General features: G+C 65.6%; 18 protein-coding genes and 1 pseudogene. 5 read left to right on the top strand and 14 right to left on the bottom strand.

The window, feature by feature from the left end; translation table 11 throughout:
• The first annotated feature begins 152 nt into the window (after positions 1-152).
• Positions 153-1,121 carry an acetylxylan esterase gene (locus KHB019_RS05970; protein ID WP_337458313.1) on the top strand — a complete coding sequence of 323 codons (969 nt, stop codon included), beginning with the start codon at positions 153-155 and terminating at the stop codon, positions 1,119-1,121.
• Between the two features lie 44 nt (positions 1,122-1,165).
• Here KHB019_RS05970 and KHB019_RS05975 read toward each other — a convergent pair whose 3' ends face one another.
• From KHB019_RS05975 to KHB019_RS05995, 5 genes are all read right to left on the bottom strand, one after another.
• On the bottom strand, positions 1,166-2,698 hold the full coding sequence (locus tag KHB019_RS05975) for an HNH endonuclease signature motif containing protein (RefSeq protein ID WP_337458314.1): 1,533 nt from the start codon (positions 2,696-2,698) through the stop codon (positions 1,166-1,168).
• A 62-nt stretch (positions 2,699-2,760) separates the two neighbouring features.
• Positions 2,761-3,636 carry an RNA polymerase sigma-70 factor gene (locus KHB019_RS05980; RefSeq protein ID WP_337458315.1) on the bottom strand — a complete coding sequence of 292 codons (876 nt, stop codon included), beginning with the start codon at positions 3,634-3,636 and terminating at the stop codon, positions 2,761-2,763.
• The gene (locus tag KHB019_RS05985; protein WP_337458316.1) at positions 3,633-4,295 is read right to left on the bottom strand and encodes a carboxymuconolactone decarboxylase family protein; all 663 of its coding nucleotides are present in this window, start codon (positions 4,293-4,295) and stop codon (positions 3,633-3,635) included. The genes KHB019_RS05980 and KHB019_RS05985 overlap by 4 nt, the downstream gene beginning before the upstream one ends.
• Positions 4,296-4,425: 130 nt before the next feature.
• Positions 4,426-4,668 carry a hypothetical protein gene (locus tag KHB019_RS05990; RefSeq protein WP_337458317.1) on the bottom strand — a complete coding sequence of 81 codons (243 nt, stop codon included), beginning with the start codon at positions 4,666-4,668 and terminating at the stop codon, positions 4,426-4,428.
• Positions 4,669-5,072: 404 nt separating this feature from the next.
• Positions 5,073-5,348 carry a hypothetical protein gene (locus KHB019_RS05995; protein WP_337458318.1) on the bottom strand — a complete coding sequence of 92 codons (276 nt, stop codon included), beginning with the start codon at positions 5,346-5,348 and terminating at the stop codon, positions 5,073-5,075.
• Positions 5,349-5,363: 15 nt separating this feature from the next.
• Here KHB019_RS05995 and KHB019_RS06000 point away from each other — a divergent pair, with 15 nt between their 5' ends.
• Positions 5,364-5,555, top strand: coding sequence for a hypothetical protein (locus KHB019_RS06000; RefSeq protein ID WP_337458319.1), 192 nt, complete (start codon positions 5,364-5,366; stop codon positions 5,553-5,555).
• Here the strand turns inward: KHB019_RS06000 and KHB019_RS06005 are convergent.
• The 7 genes from KHB019_RS06005 to KHB019_RS06035 all read right to left on the bottom strand — a co-directional run bounded on the left by KHB019_RS06005 (position 5,520) and on the right by KHB019_RS06035 (position 10,651).
• Positions 5,520-6,407, bottom strand: coding sequence for a hypothetical protein (locus KHB019_RS06005; protein ID WP_337458320.1), 888 nt, complete (start codon positions 6,405-6,407; stop codon positions 5,520-5,522). The two genes, KHB019_RS06000 and KHB019_RS06005, sit on opposite strands and share 36 nt — an antisense overlap.
• Positions 6,404-6,922, bottom strand: coding sequence for a hypothetical protein (locus tag KHB019_RS06010; protein WP_337458321.1), 519 nt, complete (start codon positions 6,920-6,922; stop codon positions 6,404-6,406). Before KHB019_RS06010 ends, KHB019_RS06005 begins: the two co-directional genes overlap by 4 nt.
• A 74-nt stretch (positions 6,923-6,996) precedes the next feature.
• Positions 6,997-8,142: a hypothetical protein gene (locus KHB019_RS06015; protein WP_325470922.1), complete on the bottom strand. Its 1,146-nt coding sequence runs from the start codon at positions 8,140-8,142 to the stop codon at positions 6,997-6,999.
• Positions 8,143-8,410: 268 nt separating this feature from the next.
• Positions 8,411-8,785 carry a hypothetical protein gene (locus KHB019_RS06020; RefSeq protein WP_325470921.1) on the bottom strand — a complete coding sequence of 125 codons (375 nt, stop codon included), beginning with the start codon at positions 8,783-8,785 and terminating at the stop codon, positions 8,411-8,413.
• Position 8,786: 1 nt separating this feature from the next.
• Complete coding sequence (locus tag KHB019_RS06025; protein WP_325470920.1) at positions 8,787-9,023, bottom strand: hypothetical protein; 237 nt, start codon at positions 9,021-9,023, stop codon at positions 8,787-8,789.
• Between the two features lie 176 nt (positions 9,024-9,199).
• Positions 9,200-10,045 carry a DUF2690 domain-containing protein gene (locus tag KHB019_RS06030; RefSeq protein ID WP_325470919.1) on the bottom strand — a complete coding sequence of 282 codons (846 nt, stop codon included), beginning with the start codon at positions 10,043-10,045 and terminating at the stop codon, positions 9,200-9,202.
• 216 nt (positions 10,046-10,261) lie between these two features.
• Entirely contained in the window at positions 10,262-10,651 is a 390-nt protein-coding gene (locus KHB019_RS06035) for a hypothetical protein (RefSeq protein WP_325470992.1), read from the bottom strand.
• Between KHB019_RS06035 and KHB019_RS06040 the strand changes: the two are divergent.
• Positions 10,635-10,755: pseudogene (locus tag KHB019_RS06040) on the top strand (transposase); the annotation flags it as partial. The gene KHB019_RS06035 and the pseudogene KHB019_RS06040 overlap by 17 nt on opposite strands.
• Positions 10,756-10,931: 176 nt before the next feature.
• Here KHB019_RS06040 and KHB019_RS06045 read toward each other — a convergent pair.
• Positions 10,932-12,359: a GmrSD restriction endonuclease domain-containing protein gene (locus KHB019_RS06045; protein WP_337458322.1), complete on the bottom strand. Its 1,428-nt coding sequence runs from the start codon at positions 12,357-12,359 to the stop codon at positions 10,932-10,934.
• Between the two features lie 96 nt (positions 12,360-12,455).
• Between KHB019_RS06045 and KHB019_RS06050 the strand changes: the two genes are divergently transcribed.
• On the top strand, positions 12,456-12,920 hold the full coding sequence (locus KHB019_RS06050) for a VanZ family protein (protein WP_337458323.1): 465 nt from the start codon (positions 12,456-12,458) through the stop codon (positions 12,918-12,920).
• Positions 12,921-12,984: 64 nt separating this feature from the next.
• Positions 12,985-13,746 carry an arsenate reductase/protein-tyrosine-phosphatase family protein gene (locus tag KHB019_RS06055; protein ID WP_337458324.1) on the top strand — a complete coding sequence of 254 codons (762 nt, stop codon included), beginning with the start codon at positions 12,985-12,987 and terminating at the stop codon, positions 13,744-13,746.
• A gap of 9 nt (positions 13,747-13,755) precedes the next feature.
• Here KHB019_RS06055 and galE read toward each other — a convergent pair whose 3' ends face one another.
• A complete protein-coding gene (gene galE, locus KHB019_RS06060; protein WP_337458325.1) occupies positions 13,756-14,775 on the bottom strand; it encodes a UDP-glucose 4-epimerase GalE in 1,020 nt (339 codons plus the stop codon).
• Between the last annotated feature and the right edge of the window lie 74 nt (positions 14,776-14,849).

The raw sequence follows: 14,849 nt of genomic DNA on the forward strand, positions 1-14,849 counted from the left end.
CGTTGAGGACGTGTCTGCGCTGCTTCTCTGAGGTCGATTTCCTCAGGAAGTCGAAACGCTTCGATTCGAAAGACTAGACGGTCGATGGCGTCTCCGCAACACTTTTGGCGAAGCGTTTCGAAAGGTCGCCTCCGATGCGGTACGGTGACCGGGTGCCGCTGACTGACATGCCCCTGGAAGACCTCCGCTCGTACCGTCCCGATGTGGCCGAGCCGTCCGATTTCGACGAGTTCTGGGCGTCGACGATCGCGCAGTCGCGCACCGCGGCATCCGACCCGACGCTCGTGGCAGCCGAGACGCCGATCACGCAGCTGGTCGTCGAGGACCTCACGTTCTCGGGTTTCGGCGGCGAGCCGATCCGCGCATGGGTGACCAGACCGCGCAGCGATGCCGCCCTTCCCGCGGTGGTGGAGTACATCGGGTACGGCGGCGGGCGCGGCATCCCCGGCGAGCGTCTGCAGTGGGCGAGCGCTGGATACGTGCACGTGCTCATGGACACGCGTGGGCAAGGATCGAACTGGGGCTCGGGTGGGCACACGCCTGACCCGCACGGCTCAGACGGCTCGACGACAGGGTTCATGACCCGCGGCATCCTCGACAAGGACCAGTACTACTACCGGCGGGTCTTCACGGATGCCGTGCTGGCGGTGGATGCCGTTCGGTCGCTGCCGTTCGTAGATGCCGCACGGGTCAGCGTCACGGGCGCCAGTCAGGGCGGCGGCATCTCGCTCGCTGCTGCGGCGTTGAACCAGGACGTGTTCGCGGCGATGCCGGACGTGCCGTTCCTTTGTCACTTCCGCCGGTCGGTCGAGCTCACGCCCGACAACCCGTACCGCGAGATCGAGCGCTATCTGGCTGTGCACCGCGAGGCGATCGAGCCGGTCTTCGAGACCCTGTCGTACTTCGACGGTGTGAACTTCGCCCGGCGGCTTGCGCGCCCCGCGCTGTTCTCGGTCGCGCTGATGGACGGCATCGTGCTGCCCTCGAGCGTGTTCGCCGCCTACAACCAGGTGGCGTCACCGGATGCCGAGATCGAGGTGTACTCGTTCAACGGCCATGAGGGCGGGCAGCACGCGCACTGGGTGCGTCAGGTCGGCTGGCTCGGCGAGCGCCTCGGCTGATCCGCCGCCCGCGTGCACTCCGCCGCCCGCGTGGCGCACGGGCGTCACGCGGCGGGTCGGAATCGTTTCGGCGGCGGATCGATCCCGCCCCACGCGTACCTCAGCGCTGTTCGAGGTCTCATCGCGAACGTCTCCCCCGACGTGTGATGCAGGACGAAGTCACTCTGACCTTGACGGGTGATCCGCCAGCCGCCGTGGTGCAAGGTCATGTGGTGATATCGGCACAGCAGAATGCCGCGATCGATGTCGGTCCGGCCTTGATCTCTGTCCCACTCATCGATGTGATGCGCCTCGCCGTATGACGCCGGCCTGTCGCAGCCTCGCCATCTGCATCCACCGTCGCGGATCGCGAGCGCGATGCGCTGTTTCGGTGTGAAAAGTCTCTGCTCGCGCCCGACGTCGAGCGGATTCCCGCACGCATCGACCGTGACAGGCACGAACCCGCTGTCGCAGATGTGCTGCTCGGCAACGACCCCGGGCATCGACACCAGGTGGTCTTCGGTGTGAGCGACGGGCGCACCGCGGCCGTCGGCGTCCACGACCTGGACGAGGCGTACGCCGGGTTGCCGGGCACCGAACACCGACTCCGCATCGGCGAGGGCGCCGGCGCGCATCACGTCCATGATCAGGTCGTAGGCGAGCTGGTCGTTCGTGCGCGGGTCATCCACGAGGGACGCGGCCTGTTCCTTCTCGTCAGAGTCCACGAATCGCGGGCCGCCACGCCGGGGGCGCAGCGCTGCGGCCATCATCGTCTCCAGGAACAGGTCGCCTTCGTCCTCGAGAACGATCGACGCGCGCTTCTGCCCGTCCGGCCCACGGAACGTTCGGAACGAGCGATTCTCAAACCGCGCGAGGAATCGGGCTTCAGCACCCTCGGGGTCGAGCAGATCGCGCACCGTCCGCGCCGCTTGCCACAACTCCTCGACCGTCCGCTGCGCGGCTTCGCCCACGAGATGCTCAGCCGCTTGCGACCATGCCGCCCGCGTCACCTCCTCCGCCTGGGCGAGAGCGTCAGCAGCCATATCGGCGCCCGAAGCCGGCACAGCGTCGGCTCCGATCTGGGGCGGGTCGCCCAGCCCGCGCTTGATCGCGTCGAACTGCGCCGACGTCACACGACTGTCGCGCAGCGCGTCACGGAGCGGCTGATGCCAGGGCGTCGCGACCGGCAGGCCGTCGCACGACTGCCCACCCTGCGAGATGTCACCCGCAGCATCCGCCTCATCGTGCAGCAGCGCATCGTCCAGCAGCGCCTCGCCGACGCGCACCACCCGATTGGCATCCGCCTTCGTCGACCCCGTCACGTCTTGGATCAGGGACGCCGCCGACCGGTGCCCGCGCGACGCCGACAGACCCGAATGCCCGCGATCGCGCGTGGACCGCACCGCAATCACACCCGCAGCAGCGGTCTGGATCTGCTCGAGCTGCCGAGCCAGAAACGCCGTCTCTTCGAGGACCTTCACGACGTCGGCATCCGTCATCCGCATCATCGACGCACGCGCGCAGTCGGCATCGCCACCGTCGACGAGCTGCCCGCACAGAGTGGGGATCAGCGCCGCGACGTCGGTGAAAGTGGCCATACTTCATAGTCCCAGGGGGCACCGACATTCGAATGGAGACGGTTGGTCGAAGGACAGCATCCCTACCGCGCCAGCTCCGCCTCCACATCGAGCCGGCCGAGCTTGTGCGGATTGGCGATCGAGAAGATGCGCGTGATGCGTCCGCCCTCGATCTCGAAGCAGATCGCGCCGGCAAGCGCACCATCGACCTCGCCGCGGATCGCCGGGTGGCCGTTCACCCATGTCGGGCGCGCCTCGAACGGCATCCCGAGCTTCGCGAGTCCGCCGAGCAGGTAACGGCTGATCTTGTCGGCGCCGACGATCGGCCGTCGAGCAGCACCGCGCACCACCCCGCCGCCATCGGCGACCGATACGACGTCGGGGGCGAGCACATCCATGAGCCCCTGCAGGTCGCCGGAGTTGACCGCCGCGACGAACCGCGCGACGACGGCCTCCTGCTCCGCGCGCTCGACGTTCACCCGCGGACGCCGCGCCGCGACGTGCTCCTTCGCCCGGTGAGCGATCTGCCGGACCGCAGCGGGCGTCTTGTCGACGGCCGATGCGATCTCGTCGTAGGGCACGTCGAACACCTCACGCAGCACGAACACCGCCCGTTCGGTGTGCCCGAGCGTCTCGAGCACGGTGAGCATCGCGATCGACACGCTCTCGGCGAGTTCGACGTCGTCCGCCACATCCGGACTCGTCAGCAGCGGCTCGGGCAGCCACTCTCCGACGTAGGTCTCGCGCCGGCGCGAGATGGCGCGCAGATGGTTCAGAGCCTGGCGGGTCACGATCCGCACGAGGTATGCACGCGGATCGCGCACGTCGGACTGGTCGGCTCCGTCCCATCGCAGCCACGACTCCTGCAGCACGTCCTCGGCGTCGGCCGCCGACCCGAGCATCTCGTAGGCGACCGTGAAGAGCAGGTTGCGGTGGGTGACGAACGGGTCGTCGGTCATGACCCCGAGCCTACGCCGGCCGCTCGCCCGGGCTCGGCGGCGGCATCCGTGGTCGAATCTGTCGACCGCGTCGCGAGCGGCGGCAACTCGCACGATTCGGCGTAACCCTCAGAATGGATGCCGAGCGCGACGTTCATGCGCGCACTCATGTTCATGAATGCGACCCGGGCCGCGAGCTCGATGAGCGCTGCCGGTCCGAGCTCAGCCAGCAACGCGGCCGAGAGCTCGTCCGTGACGGCGGGCGGGGTCTCGCACATCGCCTCGGCGTACTCCATGACGTTGCGCTCGAGGGGTGTGAAGACGGATGCCGCGCGCCAGTTCGGCACCTGCCGGGCCTTGGCCTCGTCGAGCCCGTCGTTGTGCGCCTTGTAGTAGTTGAAGTCGAGACACCAGCTGCATCCGATGTGCGCTGCCGTCGCCATCACGGCGTAGGTCGTAAGGTCGTCGTCGAGCTCGTCGAGCGCCTCGATCTTGCGCCCGATGCCCATCGATGCCTGCATGAGAGCGGGATGGTGCGCGAGCACTCCCATCGAATCGGGCACCCGACCGAGCATGCGCCGGGCGGCGATCTTCACCACTGTGCCGAAGATGCCGGTGAGTTCGGCCGCCGGGATGCGGGTCTGCGAGGTCTCGGTCGTGGGCGCGCTCTGGGTGGGCATGATGTCCTCCTGCGATCGACGGCCGGGATGGATTCCCGATCGTTCCGTCGACATGAAGACACCGGATGCTGCGCGCCTGTGACAGCGCGCATTCGATCCCGCGCCCCGAGCCGACGTCAACCGTCGGCGATCACCGACCGGTGATCAGGTGCCGCGGCGTCCCCTCGATGCGGTCGACGGCGATCTTGACCTCGACCAGCTCACCCGCGAGGTTGTCCACCCGCGTACCGAGTCTGTCGATCCGCGAGCCGAGATCGGCCTTCAACTCGGCGTTGCCCGCGTCCATGCGATGGATCATCCAACCGAACGCGCCGGCGAGCGCCAGCAGCATCGACGCGGTGCTGATGAGCACCGTGATCGTCTCGGTCGACATGTACACCCTCCTATTCTGCCCGAGATCTGCCCGGATGTGCGTTGCGGATGACACTACCGACGGCCTCCGACGCAAGCAGAGCGGGTCCCAAGAATCGTCAAGAAACGCTACGGAACGCCGACTGTGCAGGAGGAGTCACCCGCGCGCATCACTCGCAGGCGACGCCGGCGAGGAGGTTCATGGGTCGTTCGCGAACGACGCGCGCTCGTTGGCGGAGAGCTACTCGGCACCCTTCTGCCACGCATCCGAAGGGCGGCTACGTGGTCAATCTGCGGATGGCGGGCGATGTGCTGATCCGCAGACCGATCCCTGAGTCGGTCGAAGGGCCGCGTCCAGCACTGCCGCGGATGCCGCGGGCGCAGTCCCCCCGTGCACTCCAGCGCGCCGACGTCAATCGTCGGCGATCACCGACCGGTGATCAGGCGCCGCGGCGTCCCCTCGATGCGGGCGACAGCGATCTTCACCTCGACCAGCTCACCCACGAGGTTGTCCACCCGTGTGCCGAGCCTGTCGACCCGCGAACCGAGCTCATCGATCCTCGATCCGAAGTCGGCCTTCAACTCGGCCTTCACGTCGGCGTTGCCCGCATCCACGCGATGGATCATCCAACCGAACGCGCCGGCGAACGCGAGCAGCATCGACACGGTGCTGATGAGCACTGTGATCGTCTCGGTTGACATGTACACCCTCCCATTGTGCCCGAATCCGCCTCGAACAGCCCGAGCTTCGACGGTGCTGCCGAATCCGGTGCCCGGTCAGGGCGGATCCCAGCATGGGTGCGCAACCCGCAGGTGAACAACTACGTGCAGAACAAGCGGGCGACGAGCACTGCCGACGACTCGTCGGTGAGCTCAATTCGCAGCCATGACGGTCTGCAGGAAGCCTGACACCCTGTCCAGCGGGACATCACTGGACAGGTCTGCTGCGTTCCAACTGCCGCCGGCAACAGAAACACCGCACATGTTCGTCGCGACGGTTTGGCAGTGATTGCCGTTACTGTCTGCCGGCTGGTCCGCTAGAAAACCGATATTCTCGGACGCGGTATATGTGACCGAGATGATACTTCCGGTTGAATCGCAACCTTGCGCGGCCATGCTGTCCGAGGACGAGGTGTAGTAGGCCTTGGCGTATTCCACGTTGCTCAATTCGACGCCGTCGCTCGCCACTGTTTCGCCTGCGAGCGCGCCGCCGAGGAATGTGCACACGGTTCCGCCTGGGTACATCGCAGAGAACTCGGCATACTCCGCTTCGCTGACTAACCGGTAGTCGTCGACCATAGCGGGAAAGTTCCGACCGCCCCAGGACCCTTCGCCCTCGGTAGCGGTCCAGGCGACGGTCTGGAGAGGAGAGTCAGGCTGCCAATCCTGAAGAACGCGCAGAATCGAGGTATCGGATGAATATGTCATAGCGCACGCATCCTGAAGGCCCGCCATTGTGTCCCAGCCCTCTTCTTCAGAGAGATCTGGGTTGCCATACGCTTCACCGATGAGTTGAATGGCGGCGTCGGTCGACTCGAGTTGGTTGTAATAAAAGCACGTGGGCCAGTGGCTGAACGGGAGGCCTGTCGGTTCCGTAACGATGGTCTGCTCTGTTGCAGAATCGCCACCACCACCGCCACCAGTCACCGCAGGTCCGGCCGACGTGTTGCTTGCTGCGCATCCGGATACGAGAACCAAGGCGGCAGCGACAATGAATGCGCTTGAGTAGCGCCCGAGCGTGTTCAGGGCGTCGATCTTCATCTGATGCTTCTCCATTCGTTTCCTGTGCTGTGCTCGGCCGATACGAACGTGTTGCCATCGTCCTCGAAGTCGCCTCGTTCGCAGTCCCAATCGAGGCCCGTTTGGCCTGTCCATCGAGCCGAATCGGGCGCTACAGATACCTCTAGACTCTCGGCCCATCCCTCCGCGATTCGCGCGGCGTTGACACTCTCATAGCTGAGCTCGTCCGGAAGCTGAATCACCCATCCCGGGCCGCCGTTCTCGGGCACTGTTGTGAGTGTTCCGTTTACTGCCAACGTGTAGTCGTACTGCGTCCAGTAGAGATCTTCGCCCGTACGCGCAGTGCCGATTGAGATGTGCGAAGCGGTTACCTTCAGGTGATAGGTGTACTCGTTGTCGGAGTTGCCGTCTTCGCTTGTGGTCAGGCACTGCCAGTCTCCCTCGATGAACTTCGCCGGAGTGGGCGGCTTCTCTGTCTCGGGGACGCCGGCCGCGCTGCATCCGACGAGTACCGCGCTTGATACAACCAATGCCATCAGCGGACCGCCACGCCTGAAGCTGATCATTGAATCGTCAACGACGACCCTCAGTGATGTTGCGCATGGGCGGTTCATTGGGGTGCCTCCGGCCGGGTGAAGATGTTGAGATCGTCCACGGTTGGTTCCCCCTGGGGATGTCTGGCGAGAATGAGGGTGTCGTCGCTGAAGGTTCCGCCGTCGATGCGAAGAAGCGTCCAGCTGGCTCGTGCGTCTTCGGGAACGCGCAGCACCTCGTACGACTCGGTTATCTGGCTGATGCGGTCTCCCGTGCTCGCGTCCACCACGTCGAGACCTGAGCTGTTGGTGAGCCAGATGAGCCCGTTCCACATCCCGACCACGTCTTCGACGCCGGCGGCGTGTGCGCTGTTCGCATCGAGGGAGATCGTCTCCTCACCATCGGCGCTGCGGACGAGGAACCCAGGCTCATCGGAGCTGCCCCCGTCGAGGACATACCATGCGAATGACATGCCCCCGGTGAGCTGGTCCACGGCATACGAGTGAAACTTCTGCGCAGGGTCCAGCACGCTTCCCGTATCGATGTCGAGGAACGTGACGGGATCGGGGCCGATCCACGCAGACGCGGACTCGTAAGCGGTGAGGTACTGAGACACGGCGCCCTGAGCATGGACGGAATTCATCTGTGGCGCCGTCCACCGGATGGCACCAGTGCGCGGGTCGAACGCGCTCAGAGTCTCTTGCCAATCAAGCGCAACCAGTCCGTTCGCCAGAGGGGCACCTGCTTCCTCTGGCCTGATGGCACCGGCTGTGCGCCAGAGCTCGCTCGCGTCTTCGATGTCGTAGCCGACGACGACGAATGTGCCGTCCTCGAGTTCGGTGCTGAAAACCAAGACGCCGGCGACGAGTGTTCCGTATGCGGACGGATCTGCTGTGAAATCCCACCCTGGTTCGATTGGCGTGCCGACGATGCCGTTCCCGAGATCTTCGCGTAGAAGCTCATCGCCGCGCTCGTCGTACACTCGCATCTGAACCCGGTCAGGAACAGCGTTGAGTCCGGAGGCCTCTGTAGTGACGTAGACCAGCGCCACCGCCTTCGGGTCCGAGTCGGGATCCTGCTCGACCGCCCAGTGCACTCCCGCGATGTCTTCGTTAACAGCTACGTCGAGGTGAATCAGACCTGGCACCTGCGCCGTCATCGAATACAGATATGCCTGATCCGGCTCGTCGTCCGGCCGGACGAGGACAAGTTCGGCTCCCATGCCTGATTCGTAAACGTCGCCCTGCAGCACCGCGTCGGTGAAAGCGATCGGCGCCTGTGGAGACGGTGACGCTGAAGGCGGCGGCGACTCAGCCGCCGGTGCCGGCGTCGCGGACGTCTGCGGTGGTTCTCCAGTTCCACACCCGGCCAGCGCTGCAGTGAGGAGGAGGAGGAGCATCGCACCAGCGGGCATTGCCAGCTTTCTGATCCAGCGTCGACGACCCGCTTTGGCTCGGCGTGCTACCAGTGAGCGTGCGTCGCTCATCGCCTCAGAGCTTCTGGCGCAGGTGGTCGCTGAATGTGCGGAATGGCTTGTACGCCGGCGCGCTCCACGGCGACACGGGGATGAACGCGAGCATCGTGTCCCGTACACGCATGTAGTCCCCAACAGAGAATTGCACTCGGCGACTTTCACCATCTGGCGCATCGGTGACCGTAAGTGTGAAGTCTCCGTGTGTGACTCGAACGAAGTTCTTCACCACGCCGGTGAAGGTCGTCGGGTTCTTCTGTGTGATCGTGATCTTCCCGCCACCGGCACCGGCCAGATCCGCGGCGTCAGTAATCGACTGTGCGATCTTCTCCAGAGGCTTCGTCGATGTCACTGCGAAGTTCAAGGCGCTCATCTTGTCATCGATCGCGGCCATCTTACTGCTCCGTCGCATCGCGATCGGCGATACGCCGCTCGACATTGCTTCGCTTGGCTGCTTGCGACAAGCGCTGCCCGAACCACAACAGGCCCGCACCGACGGCGAGCAGGCCGAGCAGAAGAGGTAGGTCACTTGCGTAAAAGCCGACGACCACGCCCCAGATGAGGCCGATGGCTGCGAGGATGGCGCCTATGCCGATGAGCACGTAGCCGAGAACAGGACTCTTGGTTTCCACAGCGGTATCCATTCTTCGTTAGTCAGAAAGAACGGGTGCACCTACCTGGTTACCTTCGTGCCCCCCATGGCGGCGCGCCAGGCAGGCGACTTCCCCAGGCGCCATTCAAGCGTTGCGGTGTGCTCGAGGGCGTCCGGAACCGTCTGTTTCGGTTGTGTCCGGAAGTATCCGACAGCTCAGATGCAGAGGGGCTCGCCCAAGTCGATACTCGTCCCGTCAACGGTGATCGCCCCCACTGTGCACAGCCGAGTCTGAGGGGTCGGGCGCACGACGAGTGTCGTGTACGCCCCTTGCACGTTGGGCTCTGTTGCGGCCTGACGGTCTGGTCCTTGCGCGGCAGTTTCCGGATAGATGGCCACCGTCACCGAGTTACCTGAGATCTGTTCGTCGTAACGGGTGACGCGAGCCCAGCCGGCATAGCACTTGTTCGACCAGATAATTTCGAGAAGCGTGTCGTTCGTCCGCGGCGAGGACGTAGCGACTTCTGCATCGTTCACGCATTCCGTCATCGCCGGGTCCACGCCGTTGTGCACATTGATCTGTGCGCGTGGGTTCGTGGAGGCGTTGGCCAGCTCGTCGCGCACCGCCTGCGCCGCGGTGAACTTCGCCTGCTCGACGACGGTACTCGTGACCGCCCAGCTGATCCCGCCAGAGACAATGAGTCCGCATGCGAACGCTGCAGCAGCGACCATCAAGGCCGTGCGCCGTGGCCACCCCGTAGCCGTCAGACTTTCGGGTGGCTCAGTTGAAGTGTCTGCGGACTCGCCTTCGAGCAGTGACGTTGCGAGCAGATCACGACGCCGCACCCACTCGGTGCTGTCATTATCGAGCGAGCGGACAATCCTGTCGACGGTCCGTGCGGACGGGAGGCGTTTGCCACCGAAGGCATCAGAGAGAACGCTTCGTGAGATGTCGGTGTCGTGATGCAAGCGACTCAACGTGGGGCTGTTGGCCTCCAGGCGGAGCGCGCGTAGAGATGCGGCGAACTCAGCGATCGAGTCCGCTTCGGGCATGTTCGTCATCTGCGATCTATTTCTCGAGGTGCAACTCGGGTGATTACCCTCTTTAAATACCACGGACGTCATCGCTCCCAGGTCTCCGTTACAGGACTGATGCGCATTCGCCCATCGGCGGGGCCTGCGCCGGCTCGGGCGTCGAGCGCGCGCTCTCATCGCGACCGCCAGCCAAGTAGCGCGTCGTAACGCCCGAGTTTCCGCTACCCGTCGGGCCCCCGCAATCTATTCGCGCTGGCAGTTGTAGGTCAGCTCCCGATCAGGGACAGCTTGCTCGAGGACCGCAGAATTGACCTCTTGCATGGTGATCGTGGACGACGCACCAGCGAACGCACCTTCTCTATTGAGAAGCGTCGGTTCAAGCGGAATCCCGACGCCGGGCATCACAGCAGGGACTTCGACGTGATTGCCGCCGTCGAAGGTCCATCGGTCCGTCGTGGGAACGAAGTTCACCGCCATCGGGTCACCGAAGCCCTCGCCGGGATTGAGCGCGAGACCGGCGACCACCGATTCGGCCGGTTCGTCTGCGGCGGACTCTGACGTATCAGCCGCGCACCCTGCGGCGATCGCAACGGGGGATGGCCAGAAAGGCCGGCGGCAGGTCTGGTCGAACAACCCGAACGCGCCTCAAGCGGGCGATCCGCCGCCGCACCGACGGCGGGATCGTCCCGAACCGCGACAGCATCATCCGCCTCGTCGGTGCCGTCCTCGCCGAGCAGCCAACGAATGTGCCGAAGACGCCGGTGAGTTCGGTGGGCGGGATGCGGGTCTGTGCGGTCTCGGTCGTGGTCGCGCTCTGGGTGGTCACGATGTCCTCCTGCGATCGTCGACGGTCGGGATGGATTCCCGAATCGTTCCGGAAGGCTGACCGCGCAAAGAGAGACGCCCACACGCATCACTCGCAGCCGATGCCGTCCCCGTCCCTGTCGAGCTTCCGGCTGTACCCGGGGTCGCCCGTCCTGATGGGCGCCGCGCCCGCGTTGCGGACAGCCGTGCAGTTCTCGTAGTACACGTTCGAAGGCGGCGCTGGCGCAACCGGCACGGGCTTCGCTGGCGCCGGCTTCGGAGGAGTAGGTGCCGGCGCGACGGGTACGGGCTTCGCCGGAACCGGCTTCGGCGGCACGACAGGCGCAGGCTCGGGCGTGACCTCGGCGACCGGCGCCGCGGCCGCGTACTTTGACGTCATGGCGGGTTCATCGGCGCAGTCGCCGAGCACACGTGCGATCGCGTCGTGCTCCGCCTGGGTCACCCACAGTCCGTAGGTCGCCTTGACCGAGACCTGGCGAGCGACGTACTCGCACCGGAAGCTTTTGTTCGAGGGCAGCCAGGTGGCGGCATCCCCATCGCTCTTCTGGGCGTTCGCCTTGCCGTCGACGGCGAGGAGGTTGAGCGGGTCGTTCGCGAACGACGCGCGCTGGTCGGCGGTGAGCTGCTGAGCGCCCTTCTGCCATGCGTCCGAGAGGGCGACCACGTGATCGATCTGCACGAGTTCAGAAGTTCCCTGTCCGCGCTCGAAGTCGATCGTCCGTCCGGTGAACGGATCGTCGAGGATGCCGGAGGTGACGCGGCAGGGGCCGGAGCGGATGATGTCGGTCAGCTGCGCCGCGAGCGTGTCGTTGCGGGTATCGCATCCGTTGCGGTCGACGTCGAGCCAGCGCTGACCGAACTGGTCGCGGTCGTATCCGGTCTTCGGGGCGCGCCCCTTGATCGGGAGTGTGTCGAGCACCTCGAAGGCGGTCATCCCCTCGGTCGCTGACGCGTCCGAGGCGGTGCCGACTTCGCCGACGAAGGCGGCCGGCTCGGCGTCATCCTCGAGCGGCGTGGGGGTAGGAGTCGGCGTCGACGCCGGAGTCGCCGGTGCTTCCGTGGTGGCCGCCGGCGCCGGCTCCGCCGCTGGCGGGTTCGCAGTCCCTCCGATGACGGCGCTGGCGATGCTTCCGGTGAGGAGGAAGGCGACGGCTGAGATGGCCGTGACGATCGTCGCGACCTTGCGGTCGCGGAACCGCAGCCAGGTAGGCGTGTTCTTCACGAGCGCGACGATGCCGGTGATGAGCACGACGAGCCACAGCGGCGCGAAGATCGGCGAGAGGATCAGTCCGAGCAGGACGGCGGCGATACCGATCAACAGCCAGGCCCACAGCGGCAGCCGACGTTTGGCGGGACTGCTCGCGTCGGGTGCGGATGGCGGTGGCAGCAGCGCGTACGCCGGCAGTGCGGCAGGCTGCACCTGTGCGGTCCAGGCGGCGCCGTCCCACCAGCGCTGCTGGCCCGCACCGTCAACAGAGGGATCCGGGTACCACCCGGCCGGCGGAATCGATGTCATGTCCCCAGCTCCTTGCAACGTCCGTCAACTGTCACAATCGACCAGCGACATCCGGCGGTAAGCCGTTCCCAAGGCACCCCGCTCTAGACTCCCCTCATGCCTGACACCCGCACTCCCCCGTTCGCGACCGTGGCGCGCGTGCTGCTCGTGCCGTACCTCATCGGTGTGGCACTGATCGTCTGGCTGCCGGCGACCATGGCCTCGAAGGTCACCGGTATCGCGTTCCGCTTGGCACGGTACGTCAGCGAGCACTTCGGCGTCGCACTGGGCACGAGTTACACGGTCTTCGAGTTCCTGGCGAACATCGCGCTGTTCGTGCCGCTCGGTCTTCTTCTCGTGGCCGCGTGGCCGCGGTCGAACGCCTGGGTGGTGCTGCTGATCGGCTACTCAGCGAGCGCCACGATCGAACTCGTGCAGACGCTGCTGCCGAGCCGTTACCCGACGCTGTCCGACGTCATCGCGAACACCCTCGGCACCGCGATCGGATGCTTGCTGGTGCGGTTGTTCGTCCAGCGCCGCCCCGCGCTCCGCACGGCGCCTGTCGCTGTCGCTGCGCGCTGAACCGCCATCCGATCCCTGAGCCTGTCGAAGGGTGAGGAAGGCACCACCCCGTACGCTTGACCCCATGATCTTCCGTTCGTCCGACCGCCCGCCCGAGGGCATCAGCCGCCGCGAATGGCGCCGTCGGAACCTTCAGACGACGCCGCCGGCATCGACAGCGGATGCCGACCCCGCACCGGTCCCCGTCGCCCCAGAGCCGGCTCCGCAGAGCACTGCGCCCGACGTCGACGACAACCGTCCGACGATCCTCACGGTGTGCACCGGCAACATCTGCCGCTCCCCCATGGCCGAGGTACTGCTGCGCGCTCGCCTCGAGCCCCTGGGCGTGCGCGTGCACAGTGCCGGCACGCACGCGCTGGTCGACCACACGATGACCGAGCCTGCCCAAGAGATCGCGGTCGAGCTCGGAGCCGGCCCGGATGCCGCAGCCGGTCACCGCGCTCGCTACCTGGTGGAGCCGATGCTGAAGGATGCGGATCTCGTACTGACCATGGCACGCGAGCACCGGTCGCACTCGGTGCAGCTGATGCCGAGCGCGCTCAAGCGCACATTCACCCTGCGCGAGTTCGCACGCCTGGCCTCGACGCTCAGCACCGAAGCCGCTCGCGCAGCGGCCGACGCCGCCGGCGACGACCCACGAGAGCGGCTGCGAGCGGCGGCTCTCGCGGTGACCGAGCAGCGCGGGCTGACTCCTGCCGCGCCAGACGAGGACGACATCATCGACCCGTACCGCCGCTCGCGGGAGACCTATGAGCTCTCAGCGTCGCAGCTTGCCCCCGGGATCGACGACGTCGAACGCATCGTGCGCGCTGCGCTCGTGCGCTGAGGATCTGATCTACGCCTGACGGAGCTTTGCGCCGTTCTGTTGCCACGCCCAGTCGTCGCGGCACGCGTCCGCGAGGGTTCGCTTCGCCTGCCAGTCGAGCACCGCACGCGCCTTCGAAACGTCCGCGTACGACACCGCGATGTCGCCGGGACGACGTTTCGCAACCCGGTAGGGGATGTTCAGCCCGGCCGCGGCACCATACTCGCGAATCACGTCGAGAACGCTTGCCGGGACTCCAGTCCCGAGGTTGATGGCCTCAAAGCCGGGGAGAGCTCTCTCGGCGGCACGGACATGCCCCTGCGCAAGATCCTGCACGTGAATGTAATCACGAACGCCCGTGCCGTCAGAGGTCGGATAGTCATCACCGAAAACCACGACGGAGTCCAACGCTCCGCTGGCCACGCGGGCGACAATCGGCATGAGGTTGTTCGGAACCCCGCGCGGATCTTCGCCGATGAGCCCCGACGGGTGCGCGCCGACAGGGTTGAAGTATCGAAGCGCGGTTATGCGTAGCTGCTCGTCGGCCGCGCTCACGTCGCGAAGGATTTCCTCAATCATGTGTTTCGTCTTGCCATACGGGTTGGAAATGCCGTGCCCCACGTGCGCGTCCTCAGCGTGTGGCACATTCTCGCTGGCGCCGTAGACGGTCGCTGAACTCGAGAAAACGAGGTTGTGGATCTCATGCTTCTTCATCACACGAAGCAGGGCGAGCGTGCTGCCGATATTCACGTCGTAGTAGCGCTCGGGTTGCGCAACCGACTCCCCGACCGCCTTCAATCCGGCCAGATGGATGACCGCGTCGACGGGGCCGTGTTCTTGCAGGAAGCCAGAAACGGCTGCCTCGTCCCGCACGTCGACGATGAGCGCCGGGATTGCAACTCCACTGATCTGGGCGATTCTGCTGATCGAGTCCGGATGCGCATTCGATAGATCATCCACGATCAACGGTGAGTGACCGGCTTCAAGGAGGGCAAGGGCCGTATGCGATCCGATGAACCCGGCTCCGCCGGTCAGGAGAACTCTCACCATGCCACAGTATCGCGGCGCCCAGGCGATCCCGGAAGCCGGACGCTCACGGCTTCCCCTCTGCTTTCCCTGAATAC

This window comes from Microbacterium sp. KHB019, from assembly GCF_037285405.1.
Lineage (GTDB): Bacteria > Actinomycetota > Actinomycetes > Actinomycetales > Microbacteriaceae > Microbacterium.

Coding starts and splice junctions, on each gene's coding strand:
- KHB019_RS05975 (WP_337458314.1), bottom strand. CDS start 2,698: ATGGCCACTTTCACCGACGTCGCGGCGCTGATCCCCACTCTGTGCGGG.
- KHB019_RS05980 (WP_337458315.1), bottom strand. CDS start 3,636: ATGACCGACGACCCGTTCGTCACCCACCGCAACCTGCTCTTCACGGTC.
- KHB019_RS05985 (WP_337458316.1), bottom strand. CDS start 4,295: ATGCCCACCCAGAGCGCGCCCACGACCGAGACCTCGCAGACCCGCATC.
- KHB019_RS05990 (WP_337458317.1), bottom strand. CDS start 4,668: ATGTCGACCGAGACGATCACGGTGCTCATCAGCACCGCGTCGATGCTG.
- KHB019_RS05995 (WP_337458318.1), bottom strand. CDS start 5,348: ATGTCAACCGAGACGATCACAGTGCTCATCAGCACCGTGTCGATGCTG.
- KHB019_RS06005 (WP_337458320.1), bottom strand. CDS start 6,407: ATGAAGATCGACGCCCTGAACACGCTCGGGCGCTACTCAAGCGCATTC.
- KHB019_RS06010 (WP_337458321.1), bottom strand. CDS start 6,922: ATGGCATTGGTTGTATCAAGCGCGGTACTCGTCGGATGCAGCGCGGCC.
- KHB019_RS06015 (WP_325470922.1), bottom strand. CDS start 8,142: ATGGGAGCCGAACTTGTCCTCGTCCGGCCGGACGACGAGCCGGATCAG.
- KHB019_RS06020 (WP_325470921.1), bottom strand. CDS start 8,785: ATGGCCGCGATCGATGACAAGATGAGCGCCTTGAACTTCGCAGTGACA.
- KHB019_RS06030 (WP_325470919.1), bottom strand. CDS start 10,045: ATGACGAACATGCCCGAAGCGGACTCGATCGCTGAGTTCGCCGCATCT.
- KHB019_RS06045 (WP_337458322.1), bottom strand. CDS start 12,359: ATGACATCGATTCCGCCGGCCGGGTGGTACCCGGATCCCTCTGTTGAC.
- KHB019_RS06050 (WP_337458323.1), top strand. CDS start 12,456: ATGCCTGACACCCGCACTCCCCCGTTCGCGACCGTGGCGCGCGTGCTG.
- KHB019_RS06055 (WP_337458324.1), top strand. CDS start 12,985: ATGATCTTCCGTTCGTCCGACCGCCCGCCCGAGGGCATCAGCCGCCGC.
- galE (WP_337458325.1), bottom strand. CDS start 14,775: ATGGTGAGAGTTCTCCTGACCGGCGGAGCCGGGTTCATCGGATCGCAT.